Raw genomic sequence first — 17805 nt, 5'->3', positions numbered from 1 at the left:
TTGTGAGTTTACTTGAGCTTCTTCCATGCTGATAACACCGTCACTGTTGCTATCAAACGATGCAAAGTCTACCGCTGCATAAGCTGCTGAAGAAGACGCTAAAACTAAAACCGCAAGTGTTGTATTTAATGTTTTCATAGTGATGTTCCTAGTAAAATGAGAAATCCTTTTCTAAGATCCCTGTCTGTGAAAAATAGCTAAACCAATACCGGTTAACTTTAAAATTTTGCAAACTCGTCTTTAGACAGCTCACCGTTACCATCTGTATCTAGCTCTGTAAACTCAGCCATTAAATCGGTGTCTATTGCCGCTTCACTTGGGCTAATTGCTCCACTGCTGTCGGTATCTAAACTGTCAAAATCTGATGCTGCAAACGCAGCTGAAGAAGACGCTAATGCAATAAGTGCTAATGCTTTATTTAAATGTTTCATAACTTAATCCTTCATACTTAATGTTCTATCAAAAAAATGGGCTTATTACCTTTTAAAATGGTTTCACTTCCTTGTTATCCTTTTTCGTAAGCTCCCTTGCCTACTTAGGTTGTCTTTGGCAACTCAGGATTCCATTTACTGAATTTAGGCTTTTGAAAACTCTTCTTTTGATAACTCACCATTTTGGTCTGTATCGAGCTCTGAGAACATGCTCATTAATTTTGCATCAACTGATGCTTCGGCTTGGCTAATTGCACCATTACCGTCTACATCGAGTGTATTAAAGTCAGAGCCTGCAAAAACGGCTGACGAAGAAGCGAGTGCGATAAGTGCTAATGTTTTATTAATGCGTTTCATAGTATGTATCCTTCAAGTTGTATGTGAGTGATTGGTACTTACTGTTAATCACGTTTTTCGATTAGTACAACCAGACTATTACAACTTAAATGCCAATATTTATTAGTTTATATTTTTCAGTGCCTTACGTGTTAAATACTGAAAAAAGTGCAAATTTAAGCATTATTTTTGTAGCTATTTAGCAACGCTGGTTTAATTAAAAACTATAAGTTATTAAAAATCAGATGCTTAGGTTTAATGTAAAAAACCACAAAGCGAAGTTATTTAAATGATCAAGGTGTAATTAGGTATTGAGCAGGAAGTTTTAAACTGAACAAGGTGTAAAAATAAAATAAAATATAAAAAATTTGAATGCTATATCTCTGTTTTTATTTAATAAAAAATAATAATTTAGAGGTTGGTAATTTATTTTCGTTCATAAAGTAAAAAGTCGCTATTTTGTTGCAAAATAGCGACATTAAAACCTAATCGGCATCGAGTTCTATCATAGCGGGGTCAATAAAGTGCTCTTTCATAAAAGCTTTCATCTCTTCTTTACTGGCTAATAACTTAATACCGCAACGCACGCCTGCATTATGATCTTTCACGCTGCACACTTCGCCTTCAAAGCCTTTGCTATTACTACCTAATACCACAGTGCATTGTGAGTCTTTGATGCTTTCTAGATCTGCGTCAGTTTTTACATCAAACATAGCCCCCGTTAGCGAAATATCTTTTATAACACCATCGAGTACCTTGTCATCACTGAGTTTAAGTTTTGCAGGCAATAGAGTTGGAATACGGGTTTGCGAACGTAAACTAAATAGCTGAACTTGCTTGGGGTAGTTTATAAAAATCAGCCTAACGGGGTGTGATGCAATAGATTTAATTTGCTGTCTAAACGCAATTATTTGTCCATCGTCACCCTCTATTAATGCTCTTACAACTACGGTGACGCCATCTCGTAAGTAATCATTTCCACCCGGTAAACGTTTAGCTGTAGGAAAGTTTAAAATAATAAACTTTTCATCAAGCAAGCCTACCATTTCTGTTTTCACGCGCTTACTGCTAGTGGGTGTTAATATTTCTAAGTCAACTAAACTGCCAACCGGTATATTATTTAATTTATCTGCATGTGTTGCTGGCATATCCATTCCATAAACATAGTAGTAAAACGTTGTGTTTTATCCGCGCCAAAACGTAGGCGTAAATAACACAAGCAAAGTAAAAATTTCTAGTCGGCCAAATACCATTGCAATAGTCAGCAACCATTTAGCGCCGTCGGTTATTGCACCATAATGCGAGGCAACATCACCCAACCCTGGGCCTAAGTTATTTAAACACGCTGCCGTGGCCGAAAACGCCGTAATATTATCCATTCCCGTACCCATAAGCGCCAGCATAATAATAATAAATACTAAAGCATAGGCAGAGAAGAACCCCCACACAGCTTCTACAACCTTATCGGGCAATGCTTTACGGCCAAGTTTGATTGAATAAATAGCACGAGGGTGCACTAGGCGGTTTAGCTCACGTACGCCTTGCAGGTAAAGTAAAAACACGCGCACCACTTTCATACCGCCCCCGGTAGACCCTGCACAACCACCAATAAAGCTCGAAAATATTAATAAAATAGGTAAAAACAGCGGCCATGTTGAAAAGTTATCGGTAGCAAAACCCGCCGTTGTACTCATTGATACCGCTTGAAATAGTGCTTGGTCAAGGGTTTCATCACCATTGGCGTATATCTCGTTCGACGACAACACAGTAAAACAAATAACCACCAGCGCCAATTGAATGCATAAAAATACTTTAAACTCGGGGTCGCGAATGTAGACCTGCACGTTCCGGCTTGCCACCGCAGCGTAGTGCAAGGAGAAGTTAATAGCGGCAATGATTAAAAAGAATACACAAATAAAGTTAATAACCGGGCTGTCGAAATGGCCCATAGAAGCATCATAAGTCGAAAACCCACCAATGGCGACGGTAGAAAACGCATGACAAATGGCATCAAACCAATCCATCCCTGCCGCCCAATACGCCAACATACAGGCAATGGTTAACGACACATAAATATACCAAAGATGCTTTGCGGTATCGGCTATGCGAGGGGTCATTTTTGAATCTTTTACTGGGCCGGGGATTTCAGCACGATACAACTGCATTCCACCAACACCTAGCATGGGCAGTATTGCAACAGCTAATACAATGATCCCCATACCGCCAAACCACTGTAATTGCTGGCGATAAAACAGCACTGACTTAGGTAAATATTCAATCCCCGTCAGCACCGTAGCGCCTGTGGTTGTTAAACCCGAAAAGGCTTCAAACACCGCATCAGCAAGGGATAAGTTAGGTTCTTGTAGAAAGATAAGAGGCAAGGATGCGAATGCCCCCAGTACCAACCAAAACAAAACCACAATTAAAAAGCCTTCACGCGCTTTTAAATCCCCGTTTTCATGTCGGTTTGGGTAATACGCTATTAAGCCAATAATAATACTGAAAATAAACGCTAAAACAAAAGGAACACCACCACCATCTTTATAAATTAAAGACACCACAGCAGGTGGCACCATGGTAATACTAAACAGCGCAACAAGTTGCCCAAGAATTTTTATGATGGTACGAAATTGCATTTAGCTAATCGCTTTTATTATTAGTAAATTCAGGCTCAACTGCATTAGCCTGGTTAAATAGAATGAATATGCATTGTATGCAACTTGTGTAGGTTATTACTCTTTAATAGTTAACTCAACTGCGCCGTGACTTAAATCAAAAATATCTTTAATTGCTTGCTGTGCTTGGCGGCTATCAATGGTGATCACCCAATCAATATTAGCAGTAAATTGCTTTTCAATGTTGAGCACTTGGTAGTGCGTTTTAAGTAGCTGCTCAATTGCGCCTTGCATACTGTATTCACTGCTGCCAATTAGCTCAACACTTGGAACTTTAAGTACGGTGTCTAATTTGGCTAATGCATTATTTAACGACCCGCCATAAGCTCGCACTAACCCGCCAGTTCCAAGTTTAATTCCTCCAAAATACCGGGTTACCACGGCAGTAACTTCACCTAGCCCTGATCCCACCAGCACATTTAACATTGGTTTACCGGCCGTACCATTGGGTTCACCATCATCTGAAAAACCATACACGTGGCTGCCACCGGGGTTACCTGCCACATGGGCCCAACAATTATGCCGAGCATCGCTGTATTTATCTTCAATACTTTTAATAAAAGCTTTAGCTGCGGCTAAATCGGGAGTATGTGCAATATGCACAATAAACGTACTTTTTTTAATTTCTTCTTGGTGAAACACAGCGTCGGCTGGGTATTTATATTCTGACATATTTTACTTAACCAAAAAAATGGGGCCATTAGGCCCCTTCTCTTGCTAACTTATCACTTAATCTAAGTGTAAGTCGCGCGTCATATTTTCTAAACTATCATCGTGCACAATAATGTTATCTTCAATACGAATACCGCCATAAGGTTTAAACGCTTCAACCTTATCCCAGTTGATGTATTGCTTGTTGTCGGTTTGCGCTAAATCACCTAACAACGAATCAATAAAGTACAAGCCAGGTTCAATAGTAAACACCTGATTTTTCTCTATCATACGTGTACAACGTAAAAATGGATGCCCTTCTGGAGATGCTTGATGAGTACCTTTGTCGTCACTCATAAAGCCGCCCACATCGTGTACTTGTAAACCAAGGTGATGCCCTAAACCATGCGGAAAGAAAGTAGAGGTGATTTTACGCTCTACAATATCTGCAGCCGGTAAGTTAACTATATTAAAGTCGCTAAGAATTTGCGCTATGCGGTTATGACACTCAACATGTAAGTCGCCGTAAAGCATACCTGGCTTTAATCCTTTGCCTAATTCAATTTGCGTCGTCGTCATTGTATTAACTAGCTCAGCAAATTCACCCTGCTTTTTGAAGTCATAAGTACGCGTTATATCTGCGGCGTAGCCGTTAAAGTTTGCGCCAGCATCAATTAAAAATGAGTTATGTGTTTGCGGCGCGTTTGGCTCAAAATGAGTGTAATGCAAAATAGCGCAGTTTTCGTTAAGCGCCACTATATTACCATACGGCATTTCGTTTTCGCTTTGGCGTGTAGCCATAAGGTACGCTTGTTGAATATCAAACTCACTGCCACCATTAAAAAAAGTGTCGCGAGCAGCTTTATGGCCATCAACCGCTATGCGGTTAGCATTACGTAAACACTCAAGTTCATACTGCGTTTTGTATGCTCTATTAAAGTGTAAATAGTTAAGCACGGGCTCTGGGTTCATTATGCTAAAGCCAAGTGCTTGAGCTACTTCTATGTATTCGCCCATGTAAGCGTACTTTGCTTTGTCATAAGGAAGTAGCTTTTCAACCTGATCGGGTTGTAACAATAGCTCTATATCAAAATATTCAGCCCAAAAATCACGTGGTTCGTCAGGTACTTTATGCCAAAAATCAACAGGACGATAAAAAATAAGCTTAGGTTTGTCGCTACCATTAACAACAATCCAGCAATGTGGATTATCAATAACAGGTAACCAAGCTTTAAAGTGAGGATTAACTTTAAACGGGTAATACATGTCGTCTAAAAATTGGCGCTTTGCTTGGCCAGAGTGAATAACTAATCCTTCTAACCCTTCGCTTTCGCAAATTGTACGAGTACGCTGCTGCAGTGTTGCAATATGTTCGGCGTATAAAACGGCTAATTTATCCATTGTTAATCCATCTGTTAAATTTAACTTGCTTTGAGTCTACCACTTATAGCTATTACGCTCAAAAAAGGGGGATGGCCCACTGTAAGCACAATCCCCCTTATTTAAACTTATGTTTACTAACCGCCTATTTTCATTTCCAGTATAGGAGCCAGTAAATTACCCTCTCGGCCCATACGAGTATGATATACCTGCCTGTAAGCAAATACATTTTTGACATAATCGCGTGTTTCTCTATACGGAATAAGCTCTATCCATAACTCTGCTGGCATTGCATCATCAGGCACCCAACGTTTTATACGATGGTAGCCTGCGTTATAAGATGCTGTAGCAAGTATTTCGTTACCATGGTTTTTCTTTTTCAAGTAACGTAAATAACTGGTACCTAGCCTAATATTTGTTTTAGGTTGATATAACCGACTATTAGACACACTGCCTTTATTTACATACTTAGCGGTACTTGGCAGCAATTGCATTAAACCTCGTGCATTAGCACTTGATCGCGCGTCAGGAGCAAATGAGCTTTCACGCCTTGCAATAGCAATACTCCAAGCTACATCTATTTTATTACGCTTGCTGTAGCGCTCAAATATGTCTTGAAAAGCAAATGGAAAACGTTGTTCAACATTATCCCAGGCTTTTATTTTTGCGAGTGTGAATATTGTGCTGTCGTGCCATCCCAAATTGGTAGATAAAACAGAGGCTGCAAGCTTTTCTTCTTCATTTGAAGTGTTTGTTAAGTAATTCCATTCACGTCTCGCTGAAGTAACACGATCTAACTCATATAATGCTTTTGAACGTTTAAAACCAGGGGCATTACTCACCTTTGCAATTAATTGCTCACTAACCACTTTTGGTTGATTATTTAGATCAACCGGCAAGCCTAGACGCGCAGCGGCTAAAAAACCGTAGTAGTCTCGGTTAGTCGCAATACTTTGCCACATTTTTTTAGCTGTTTGATCGTCACCGCGTTCTGCATAACTATACGCAAGCCAGTATTGCTGGCCTAAACTAAGATTTTCTTTGCCTGTAAAAAACGCAGCAATGCCTGCCCAATCTTGGGTTTTAAGCATGTTACCAAGCTGCCATTGCATTAATTTGTTGTCTTGGCGCTCTTTTGGCACTTTGTTTAACCAAAAACTGGCTTGCTTATGTCCGCTAGAAGCTAGTGATAAAGCAAAGGTGTAGTATAAATCTGCCTTTTCTTTATCGCTGTAGTTAAACATACGCTCTATTTTTTCCCATGCGCGCAGCGCTAGTTCTTTGTCGCGCCAAATTAGACGCTTAACACCATAAAGTGCAATTTGACCCTCTTTAAGCGATTTATTTTTATAGCGATATAACCCCGCCGCAGCGCTTGGGTCGCGGCGAACTTTTAAATATAAGTCAGCAAGGTAACGCTCATTTTTTGGTAAAAGTGTTTTTAAATAAGGTAGTAGGCTTTGCGTTCCACCTTGCGCGGCAAGTGTAATTCGTTGCCATACAGTATCGGCATTCATATAGCCTTTTTTGCGCCAGTACGAGAATAACGAATCGCACTCCTTAGGTTGTGACTTTCCCACCGTCCATAAATCCGTCACCTGATTTAAAATGGCTTTTTCTGGGGCGCCTAAATCTAATTGATAACCCAAATATGTACAGGTGTATTCAGCGTTGCTCGTGTCGCGGTAATTACGAATATACGCCGCTTTTCTATTATTTTTTTCAAGATACTCCAGCCATACTTTACGAACGGGCCATTCAAGTGGCGTATGCTGATATATATTTAAGTAATCTTCTATTTCTGCTTGATATTTTATGCTCGGGTTTCGTTGCCAGTATGTTTTTTCTACATACGGTTTTAGTGGGTGGTTTAGGTTATTAACTACGTTTTTAAACTCGCGGTAACTTGCGTTGCGTACTTTTTTTTCAGCATCTAAAAATGCGTCGTTATCGATGCTAGCCTCGGCAGAATAAAGAGGAAAAATAAAAGCAGCTGCCGCAAAACTAAATAATTGTTTTTTCATAATGTCCTTTAATAAAAAATTAAAGTAGTGAATAAAAGCTTTTTCACCACCTTAGCACCAAACCAGCTATATTTTAACCAGTCGTTTGTAACCGAGTTAAATTTTTCGTTGCATTTTTTACTCAAAGCAAGCACACTGATTGAAATGCAAACTCATCGTACCAGTCTTAGTTCGTCAACTAGGGAGAATAAAATGTTATATAAAAGCGATTCCTTTGAAGTTAGCTTCCTAAAGGAAAACATCGCCGAGTTTAAGTTTTGTGTTGCAGGTTCTGTAAACACATTATCTCAAAAAACTCTTTCAGATTGTGCAGCAGCATTAAAAGAATTAGCTGCTAATTCTGATATCAAAGGCATGGTTTTTACCAGTGATAAAGACCACTTTATTATTGGCGCCGACATCTTCGAATTTTTACCTACATTTACTAAACCTGAAGAAGATTTAGTCGTGTGGATCAAAAACGCAACTGACGTTTTTGATGCAATTGAAGACCTTCCATTCCCAACTCTAAGCGTTGTAAACGGCTTAGCACTTGGCGGCGGATGTGAGTGGGCACTTGCTACCGATTATCGTGTTGCAAGCGAAAGCGCTAAAATGGGCCTACCAGAAGTTAAACTTGGCATAATGCCTGGTTTTGGTGGCACAGTGCGCTTACCACGTATCATTGGCGCAGATAACGCCATGATGTGGATCACTTCTGGCGCTGAAAACCGCGCAGCTGACGCCCTTAAAGTAGGTGCGTTTGACGCAGTAGTTAGTGCTAACAAACTTTTAGAGTCAAGTGTAGCAACACTTGAATTAGCGATTGCAGGCAAGCTAGATTGGCAAGCAAAACGCAACGCAAAACTACAGCCACTTAAATTAAACCGTGTTGAGCAAGGTATGAGCTTTGCTATGGCAGAAGGTATGGTAATGGGTAAAACCAAAGGCCACTATCCTGCTCCGGTTATGGCAGTGCGTACTATTAAAGCAGCGGCAAACTGTACTCGCGATGAAGCAATGGCAATCGAAAATGCTAACTTTGCTAAACTTGCGCGTACCAACGAAGCTGCAGCGCAAACGGGCATTTTCTTAAATGACCAGTTCATCAAAGGTAAAGCACGCAAACTTGCTAAGCACAGCGATGTAGAAATTAAACAAGCTGCAGTATTAGGCGCGGGTATTATGGGCGGCGGTATTGCATATCAGTCTGCTTATAAAGGCACACCAATCATAATGAAAGACATCCAACAAGATGCGCTTGATTTAGGTATGGGTGAAGCGTCTAAATTATTAGGTGCAAAAGTTAAGCGTGGCCACATGCCAATGGAAAAAATGTTGGCAACACTAAGCAAAATTAAGCCAACACTTAACGATGCAGACCTACAAGACGCTAACATTATTGTTGAAGCCGTTGTAGAAAACCCTAAAGTTAAGCAAGCAGTATTAGCAGACCTTGAAAAGAACATGCCAGAAGGCACTGTACTTACATCAAATACGTCGACTATCTGTATTGACCTACTTGCTGAAGCACTTGATAAACCAGAAAACTTCTGTGGTATGCACTTTTTCAACCCAGTGCCAAAAATGCCATTAGTAGAAATTATCCGTGGTGCAAAAACGTCAGACAAAACAATTAACGCAGTCGTTGATTACGCCCTTAAACTTGGCAAGTCTCCTATTGTTGTAAACGATTGCCCAGGCTTTTTTGTAAACCGTGTTTTATTCCCTTACTTTGCAGGCTTTAGCAAATTAGTTGTTGAAGGCGCTAACTTTGCAAAAGTAGATAAAGTAATGGAAAACGTATTTGGCTGGCCTATGGGTCCGGCTTACCTACTTGATGTTGTAGGTATTGATACGGCTTATCATTGTACTGGCGTAATGGCTGACGGTTTCCCTGAGCGTATGGCACGTGCAGAAAAAGATCCGGTAACTGTTTTTGCTAACGAAAAACGTTTTGGTCAAAAGAACAAAGCAGGTTTTTACAAGTACGAAACAGACCGTCGTGGTCGTCTTAAAAAATCAAGCGATGCAACAGCCGTTGAGCTACTAGCGCCAATTACTGATGCACCGAAAGAATTCGATAAGCAAGAAATCATTGACCGTTGTATGATTCCAATGATCAACGAAGTACTTCTTTGTTTACAAGAAGGCATTGTTGCTTCTCCACAAGAAGCTGACATGGCACTTGTTTACGGCGTTGGTTTCCCTCCATTTAGAGGCGGCGCGTTCCGTTACTTAGATCAAACTGGTTTAGCTAACTTTGTTGCAGCAGCAGACAAATACGCTCACCTAGGTGCGATTTACCAAGTATCAGAGCAAACTCGCAAATGGGCTGAAGAAGGCCGTGTTTTCTATAAGGTGGAAGGTTAATATCATGAATAATCCAGTAATTGTAGATTGTATCCGCACACCAATGGGTCGCTCAAAAGGCGGCGTATTTAAAAACAAGCGTGCGGAAGACTTAAGCGCTCATTTAATGAAGGGCTTACTAGAACGCAACCCAGCGGTTGATCCAGCATCAATCGACGACATTTATTGGGGTTGTGTACAGCAAACATTAGAGCAAGGCTTTAACGTTGCACGTAACGCATCACTTCTTGCGGGTATTCCACACTCAGTACCAGCAACCACAGTTAACCGCTTATGTGGTTCGTCAATGCAAGCATTGCATGACGCAGCACGCGCCATTATGACGGGCGCTGGCGACACTTACCTAATTGGTGGTGTTGAGCACATGGGTCACGTTCCTATGACTCACGGTAACGACTTTCACCCAGGCTTAGCAACTTCAATTGCACAAGCGTCTGGCTCTATGGGTTTAACAGCAGAATACCTTGCGACTATTCACGGTATCAGCCGTCAGCAGCAAGATGAATTTGCATACCGTTCGCACCAACGTGCACATGCTGCAACGGTTGAAGGCCGTTTCCGCCGCGAAATTTTAGCAATGGAAGGTCACGCAGCAGATGGTTCTTTAATTTTAGTTGAAGATGACGAAGTAATTCGCCCTGAAACAACGGTTGAAGGTTTATCTCAGCTTCGCCCAGTATTTAACCCAGCTTCGGGTTCTGTTACAGCGGGTACGTCTTCAGCACTTTCTGACGGTGCATCAGCCATGTTAGTAATGAGCGAAGAAAAAGCAAAAGAGCTAGGTTTACCAATTCGTGCGCGCATTAAAGCAATGGCGGTTGCCGGTTGCGATCCATCAATCATGGGTTACGGCCCAGTACCAGCAAGTAAAAAAGCACTTGCCCAAGCAGGTATCACTATTGATGACATCGACGTAGCTGAGCTTAATGAAGCCTTTGCTGCGCAATCACTACCAGTACTTAAAGACTTAGGTTTAGCTGATGTGGTTGACGAAAAAGTTAACTTGAATGGCGGCGCTATCGCACTGGGTCACCCTCTGGGTTGTTCTGGTTCGCGTATTAGCACCTCGCTAATTCACTTAATGGAAGACAAAAATGCTAAGTACGGTTTAGCGACAATGTGTATTGGTTTAGGCCAAGGTATCGCAACTGTATTTGAGCGTGTTCAAGACTAATACTCTTAACACGTAAACCATCTTGGTGAGTAAAAAGGCGCACTGACGAAAGTTAGTTCGCCTTTTTTATTTGCCAATTTTTAAGGCGCCTTACTAACGCAATTTAGATTTGTGTTGTTGTGATCGGGTTTATAATTTGGCGTTGATATAAATACACTTAAATTAAAACTGATCCAGATCTAAGTAAATTAGTTAATTTATACTTAAAATTACGCTAAACTTTGGCGCAACAAAAAATCTGACTACTCGTAAAATCACAGATTTGAAAACTATTTACAGGCATACGTACTATGAATTTTGATAACCCCGATCACCAATTAGATGCCATTGGCCTTCGCTGCCCCGAGCCTGTAATGATGGTACGTGCTGCTATTCGTAAAATGAACGATGGTGAAACACTTTTAATAACCGCTGATGACCCATCAACCACACGTGACATCCCCAGCTTTTGTGTATTTATGGATCACACGCTGGTGGCTAAAGATGCCGATGAAGCACCGTATAGGTATGTGGTGAAGAAAGGGTTGTAAAGTTCTCAGTTCTCAGTTCTCAGTTCTCAGTTCTCAGTTCTCAGTTTCAAAATAGAAACCGTGCTCGTTAAATCAAGTACGGTTTTTTACTTCTCTTTACGCTAAAAACTGACAACTATAAACATTCTGCTATTTCTTAGTAATAGTCACTTTTGGCTCGTCATAGTCACTAAAATCAATGCTTACTATGTATGTGCCTTTTATCGCAGGTGTGTAACTAAAGTAATTATAAATAGTATTACAGTCTGCCGTTGCAGCTTGCCCAAGTGTTAAACTTTGACCTTGTGGGTATGAGTCGCTGTAACCACAGTTAAAGCCTTCACTAAAATCGGCATCGGCAATTTTGAATTCGTACACTTTACCTGGTGTGCTAAATTTTACCTGTGCTTGATACAGTGCTGGGCCCACTAAGTTAAATTGGTACTGTGGCTCTGCGTCCCATAAAGTAAAATCGCCTCGCAGGTACATGGTGCGGTCGAGTTCTTTTTGTGGCAATACATCGTTAATTGATATTTGGCTTGAACATGCACTGAGTAACCCAGCAATAGCGAGTGGTATTATTTTTTTTATTGAAATCATCAATTTTCATCCTATTCGTTATACCTATTAGCTTAATTAAGCTAATAGGTATTAAAACTAAAAAGCCAGCGTTATGCTGGCTTTTTAAATTGCTAATGGCAGTTATTTTTGTAAAACAGAAATATCTGCAATATCTAAAAATAAACTACTTAACTGACTTAATAGCGCAAGGCGATTTTGCTTAACAGCTTCATCGTCGGCCATAACCATTACGTTGTCAAAAAAGTTATCAACACTTTCACGAATGCCAGCCAATTGGCTAAGCGCTTCTTGGTAGTTTCCATCGGCATAAAGTGGTGCAAGCTCAGTTGCAAATTTTGCCACTTGTGATGCTAATACTTTTTCAGCGTCGTCGCTTAATAAGCTCTCATCAACATTACCTTGGCTTGTGATATCGTTTTTAGCAAGAATGTTACTTACGCGTTTATTTGCGGCTGCAAGGGCTTCTGCTGCGTCTAAAGTACGGAAGTGGCTTACGGCTTTAACACGACGGTCAAAATCAACTGGTTTAGTTGGACGACGTGCTAACACAGCTTGAATAACATCTACTTCAATACCTTCGTCTTGATACCATGCACGGAAACGCCCAAGCATAAATTCAAATACGTCGGTTGATACATTTAGATTAGTTAGCTTATCGCCAAACAATGTTTGTGCTTTTGCTACTAGGTCTAAAATATCAAGAGGTAACTCTTTTTCTACCATAATACGCAGTGCACCAATAGCAGCACGACGAAGTGCAAATGGGTCTTTATCACCTTTTGGTGCTTGGCCTATACCAAAAATACCCACCAGCGTATCAAACTTATCTGCAATGGCTACTGCACAACTAATTAGGTTTGTAGGTAAGTTGTCGCCTGCAAAGCGTGGCATGTATTGCTCGTTTTGTGCAAGCGCTACATCTTCTGCTTCACCGTCAAAGCGAGCGTAATGCATTCCCATTACACCTTGTACATCGGTAAATTCCATTACCATTTCGGTCATTAAGTCTGTTTTACTTAATAGGCCTGCACGTTTTGCTAAGTCTTTATCTGCGCCTAATTGCTCAGCAATATACCCTGCAAGTTCGCTAATACGCTCAGACTTGTCTTTAAGCGTACCTAATTGCTTTTGGAATAAAACGGTATCAAGCGATTCTAAACGGCTTTCTAATGTTTTCTTTTTGTCGGTCTCAAAGAAGAACTGTGCATCAGCCAAACGTGGGCGTACAACTTTTTCGTTACCAGAAATTACTACGCTTGGATCTTTACTCTCGATGTTAGATACAAACAAAAACTTATTTAAAAGCTTGCCGTTTTGATCTAATAACGGGAAGTATTTTTGATCGTCCTTCATGGTGTAAATTAGCGCTTCGGCTGGTACATCTAAAAATGCTTCTTCAAATGTTGCCGTTAAAGTAACTGGCCACTCTACCAGTGAAGTAACTTCTTCTAGTAAATCTTCATCCATTGCAACAACAGCGTTAACTGCGCTTGCAGCTTCTTCTATTTGTGCACGTATTTGCGCTTTACGTTGTTCGTAATCAGCAATAACGTAAGCAGATTTAAGTACATCAAAAACCTCATCAGCATGGTTAATGCTAATTTTTTCTGGGTGATGAAAACGGTGACCTTGAAGTTGGTTACTTACTTGCTTACCAAGAATCTCACCTTCTAGCAATTCGCTACCAAATAAAATAGTGACGGTATGAACTGGGCGAATAAATTGTGTTTTATTCGCACCCCAGCGCATTGGCTTTGGTATTGGTAATTTACTTAACGCTTTTGCGATAGCATCTGCCATTAGCGTTTTAGTTTCTTGCCCTGCTACTTTAGCAATGTGCAATAACCATGCGCCTTTATCCGTTTCAAGTGTTTGTGCTTCACTTACCTCAATACCACAACCGCGTGCCCAACCCATTGCTGCTTTTGTAGGGTTACCTTCACTATCAAATGCTGCTTTAGTTGCTGGGCCGCGCTTTTCAACTTCTTTGTCCTGTTGTTTAGCTTCAAGTGCTTTAACTTGTAAACCTAAACGACGAGGCGATGCATACCAGCTTACGCCTTGATGTGCTAATTCTAGCGATTCTAACTCTTGAGTTAAATTTGCAGCAAATGCCTCGGCAAGTTTACGCAACGACTTTGGTGGCAACTCTTCAGTGCCAATTTCTACTAATAAATTTTGTGCTGTCATGCTTACTTATCCTTACACAGCGGGAAACCAAGCGCTTCGCGTGCATCGTAATAACTTTGTGCACACGCTTTTGATAACGCACGAACACGTAAAATATAACGCTGACGTTCTGTTACCGATATAGCATGGCGCGCGTCTAATAGGTTGAATGCATGCGATGCTTTCATCACTTGCTCGTAGGCAGGAAGTGGTAAATTTGCTTCTATTAACTTTTGGCTCTCAGCTTCACACTTATCAAACTGCGCAAACAAGTCTTCTACGTTTGCATGTTCAAAGTTGTAGGTTGATTGCTCAACTTCATTTTGATGGAACACATCACCGTAAGTTACGCGCCCTAGTGGACCGTCTGCCCATACTAGGTCGTAAATGCTATCTACGCCTTGAATGTACATCGCTAAACGCTCTAGGCCGTAAGTAATCTCGCCAGTTACTGGTGAGCACTCTAATCCACCTACTTGTTGGAAGTAGGTAAATTGCGTTACCTCCATACCGTTTAACCAAATTTCCCAACCTAAGCCCCATGCACCTAGCGTTGGTGATTCCCAGTTATCTTCTACAAAGCGTACTTCGTGAGTTAGGGTATCAATACCCATTGCTTCTAGTGAGCCTAAGTAAAGCTCTTGGATGTTATCTGGTGATGGTTTTAAGACTACCTGAAATTGGTAGTAATGTTGTAAGCGGTTTGGGTTTTCACCATAGCGGCCATCCGTAGGACGGCGACACGGTTGTACGTATGCGCTAGACATTGGCTCAGGGCCAATTGATTTCAAAAATGTTTGCGGGTGAAATGTCCCAGCGCCCACTTCCATATCAAGTGGTTGAATAATGACACAGCCTTGCTGTGCCCAATAATCCTGTAAAGCCAGGATCAAACCTTGGAAGGTTTTTACGTCGTATTTTTGCATATTTGGCTTTTTACTATCTAAGAAGTAGCGTGAAAATTATCCTTAGTATACCGTGTGTACACTCAGGTTTTAAGCAGTTTGTGTATTTGTAGAAAATAAAAAAGGAGCCCTTAGGCTCCTTTTTATTATCTAAATATGTTTTTACACGTCTAAGTTAACTACGCGTAGTGCGTTAGTTTCGATAAAGTCACGACGTGGCTCTACCTGATCGCCCATAAGCGTAGCAAATAACTGATCCGCGCCTACAGCATCTTCAATGGTTACTTGTAACATACGGCGTGCGTCTGGATCCATGGTAGTTTCCCAAAGTTGATCTGGGTTCATCTCACCCAACCCTTTGTAGCGTTGAATATAGATCCCGCGCTTAGATTCAGTGATCAACCATTCCAAAGCATCCACAAAGTTATCAACAGGTTTTGTTTTCTCACCGCGTTGAATATAAGCACCTTCTGTAATGATGTTTGCAATGTTAACACCAGTCACAGCAATACGTTGGTAGTCACGCGATGTGATGAAGTCGTAGCTTAGTACGTGAGACTTATCTACACCGTGTTGACGAATATTCACAACAGGATAATACAAGTTACGCTCTGCATCATACTGAGTTGCAGCGTTGAAAATAGTTGCATCTTCGTCACGGTCAACTAAATCGTCAACAAGCTCTTTTGTCCACGCAATTACTTTAGCTTCGTCTGCAAGGTCTTCTTTGGTCAACTCGCTTTGGTAGATTAAACGTTCCATTACCGTGTTAGGGTATTTACGTTTTAAGCGCTCGATTACTTTAACTGTATTTTGGTAATCGTGAACTATTTTCTCTAATGCTTCACCTTCAAGCGCAGATGCGTCTGCACTTGTGTATAAAGCTGCATTATTAAGTGCAAGCGATGTTAAGTACTCAACAAGTGCTGGGTCATCTTTTATATAGCGCTCTTGCTTACCTTTTTTCACTTTATAAAGTGGTGGTTGAGCAATATAAATATATCCGCGCTCTACAATTTCCGGCATTTGACGATAGAAGAACGTAAGCAATAAAGTACGAATGTGAGAACCATCTACGTCCGCATCGGTCATGATGATAATACGGTGATAACGTAGTTTTTCAGGGTTATATTCGTCACGGCCAATACCACAACCTAATGCAGTAATTAGTGTTGCAACTTCTTGTGAAGACAGCATTTTATCAAAACGTGCTTTTTCTACGTTTAGAATTTTACCTTTAAGCGGAAGAATCGCCTGATTCTTACGGTTACGACCCTGCTTGGCTGAACCGCCAGCAGAGTCCCCTTCCACTATATAAAGTTCTGATTGTGCAGGATCTTTTTCCTGACAATCGGCTAATTTACCCGGTAAACCTGCAAGATCCATTGCGCCTTTACGACGTGTCATTTCACGCGCTTTACGTGCCGCTTCACGCGCACGTGATGCATCTATAATTTTCCCAACAACAATTTTTGCATCTACTGGGTTTTCTAATAAAAACTCAGTGAACTTCTCAGCCATTGCTTGTTCTACGGCAGACTTAACTTCGCTAGATACTAGCTTATCTTTTGTTTGCGAAGAGAACTTAGGATCAGGAACTTTAACACTAATTACAGCAGTCAAACCTTCACGCGCATCGTCACCGGTTGCGTTACTGGTTGTTTTTGCTTTCTTGTTAAAGCCCTCTTTTTCCATAAAGTTATTAAGTGTACGTGTTAGCGCAGATCTAAAACCGGCTAAGTGAGTACCACCATCACGTTGTGGAATGTTATTTGTAAAACAGTAAATGTTTTCTTGGTATGCGTCATTCCATTGCATTGATACTTCAACGCTAATTCCGTCTTCTACACGCTCATGTGTAAAGTGGAAAACGCCTTTATGAATAGGTGTTTTGTTACGGTTAATGTATTCAACAAATGCCTGAATACCACCTTCGTATTTAAAGTGGTCGCTTTTATTTTCTTCACGCTCATCATTTAAAATGATACTAACGCCCGAGTTAAGGAACGACAGTTCACGTAGGCGTTTTGCTAAAATATCGTAATGAAAATCTAAATTAGTGAATGTTTCTGCACTTGGCCAAAAACGTAGTTCTGTACCCGTTGTTTCAGAATCTCCAATAACAGCAAGTGGCGCATCTGGCACACCCATAGTGTAAAACTGCTCATGAAGTTTACCTTCTCGACGCACAGTTAGTTTTAATTTTTCTGAAAGTGCGTTTACAACCGAAACACCCACACCATGCAAGCCGCCTGATACTTTATAAGAGTTATCATCAAACTTACCACCAGCATGAAGTACCGTCATGATTACTTCGGCAGCAGAAACGCCTTCTTCTTCATGGATAGACACTGGGATACCACGGCCATTATCTCTAACCGATACAGAGCCATCTAAGTGAATCGTTACAAAAATATCATCACAATGACCAGCAAGGGCTTCGTCTATTGAGTTATCAACGACCTCAAACACCATGTGGTGTAAGCCTGTGCCATCATCGGTGTCCCCTATATACATCCCAGGACGCTTTCTTACTGCGTCTAATCCTTTAAGTACTTTAATACTCGACGAGTCATAATTCTCAGACATGGTTAATCCCACTTATCTTGTTATTAGG

At 40.9% G+C, this 17805-nt stretch carries 14 protein-coding genes and 1 pseudogene; 3 read left to right on the top strand and 12 right to left on the bottom strand.

Features of this window, described 5'->3' with window-relative positions; all coding sequences use genetic code 11:
* The 8 genes and pseudogenes from BCG07_RS02205 to BCG07_RS02170 form a co-directional block, all read right to left on the bottom strand.
* Positions 1-138: pseudogene (locus BCG07_RS02205) on the bottom strand (EF-hand domain-containing protein); the annotation flags it as partial.
* An 80-nt stretch (positions 139-218) separates the two neighbouring features.
* Positions 219-431, bottom strand: coding sequence for a calmodulin (locus BCG07_RS02200; protein WP_006793997.1), 213 nt, complete (start codon positions 429-431; stop codon positions 219-221).
* Positions 432-575: 144 nt separating this feature from the next.
* Complete coding sequence (locus BCG07_RS02195) at positions 576-788, bottom strand: EF-hand domain-containing protein (protein ID WP_243532172.1); 213 nt, start codon at positions 786-788, stop codon at positions 576-578.
* Positions 789-1252: 464 nt separating this feature from the next.
* Positions 1253-1915: a flagellar brake domain-containing protein gene (locus BCG07_RS02190; protein WP_138741114.1), complete on the bottom strand. Its 663-nt coding sequence runs from the start codon at positions 1913-1915 to the stop codon at positions 1253-1255.
* A 36-nt stretch (positions 1916-1951) separates the two neighbouring features.
* A complete protein-coding gene (locus BCG07_RS02185; RefSeq protein ID WP_008130797.1) occupies positions 1952-3403 on the bottom strand; it encodes a TrkH family potassium uptake protein in 1452 nt (483 codons plus the stop codon).
* A gap of 96 nt (positions 3404-3499) precedes the next feature.
* A complete protein-coding gene (locus BCG07_RS02180) occupies positions 3500-4114 on the bottom strand; it encodes a YigZ family protein (RefSeq protein ID WP_243532170.1) in 615 nt (204 codons plus the stop codon).
* A gap of 57 nt (positions 4115-4171) precedes the next feature.
* Positions 4172-5494 carry a Xaa-Pro dipeptidase gene (gene pepQ / locus BCG07_RS02175; protein ID WP_039038509.1) on the bottom strand — a complete coding sequence of 441 codons (1323 nt, stop codon included), beginning with the start codon at positions 5492-5494 and terminating at the stop codon, positions 4172-4174.
* Between the two features lie 116 nt (positions 5495-5610).
* The gene (locus BCG07_RS02170) at positions 5611-7497 is read right to left on the bottom strand and encodes a transglycosylase SLT domain-containing protein (RefSeq protein ID WP_243532168.1); all 1887 of its coding nucleotides are present in this window, start codon (positions 7495-7497) and stop codon (positions 5611-5613) included.
* Between the two features lie 192 nt (positions 7498-7689).
* Here BCG07_RS02170 and fadB point away from each other — a divergent pair, with 192 nt between their 5' ends.
* The 3 genes from fadB (at position 7690) to tusA (ending at position 11553) form a co-directional block, all read left to right on the top strand.
* A complete protein-coding gene (fadB, locus tag BCG07_RS02165) occupies positions 7690-9849 on the top strand; it encodes a fatty acid oxidation complex subunit alpha FadB (protein ID WP_243532166.1) in 2160 nt (719 codons plus the stop codon).
* Between the two features lie 4 nt (positions 9850-9853).
* Positions 9854-11023 (top strand): acetyl-CoA C-acyltransferase FadA, encoded by a 1170-nt coding sequence (fadA, locus tag BCG07_RS02160; protein ID WP_008130791.1) that lies wholly within the window; start codon positions 9854-9856, stop codon positions 11021-11023.
* A gap of 290 nt (positions 11024-11313) precedes the next feature.
* Positions 11314-11553: a sulfurtransferase TusA gene (tusA, locus tag BCG07_RS02155; protein ID WP_006793987.1), complete on the top strand. Its 240-nt coding sequence runs from the start codon at positions 11314-11316 to the stop codon at positions 11551-11553.
* Between the two features lie 129 nt (positions 11554-11682).
* Here the strand turns inward: tusA and BCG07_RS02150 are convergent, their stop codons facing one another.
* From BCG07_RS02150 to gyrB, 4 genes are all read right to left on the bottom strand, one after another.
* Positions 11683-12132 carry an early set domain-containing protein gene (locus BCG07_RS02150; protein ID WP_058430326.1) on the bottom strand — a complete coding sequence of 150 codons (450 nt, stop codon included), beginning with the start codon at positions 12130-12132 and terminating at the stop codon, positions 11683-11685.
* A 102-nt stretch (positions 12133-12234) separates the two neighbouring features.
* Complete coding sequence (gene glyS / locus BCG07_RS02145) at positions 12235-14304, bottom strand: glycine--tRNA ligase subunit beta (protein WP_203985631.1); 2070 nt, start codon at positions 14302-14304, stop codon at positions 12235-12237.
* Positions 14305-14306: 2 nt separating this feature from the next.
* Complete coding sequence (glyQ, locus tag BCG07_RS02140; protein ID WP_008130780.1) at positions 14307-15209, bottom strand: glycine--tRNA ligase subunit alpha; 903 nt, start codon at positions 15207-15209, stop codon at positions 14307-14309.
* Positions 15210-15350: 141 nt separating this feature from the next.
* Positions 15351-17777: a DNA topoisomerase (ATP-hydrolyzing) subunit B gene (gyrB, locus tag BCG07_RS02135; protein WP_008130779.1), complete on the bottom strand. Its 2427-nt coding sequence runs from the start codon at positions 17775-17777 to the stop codon at positions 15351-15353.
* Between the last annotated feature and the right edge of the window lie 28 nt (positions 17778-17805).

The organism is Pseudoalteromonas sp. ESRF-bin5 (assembly GCF_002632075.1).
Lineage (GTDB): Bacteria > Pseudomonadota > Gammaproteobacteria > Enterobacterales > Alteromonadaceae > Pseudoalteromonas > Pseudoalteromonas marina.
The sequence above is the reverse complement of the archived record's forward strand: the minus strand, read 5'-3'. Positions and strand labels throughout refer to the sequence as shown.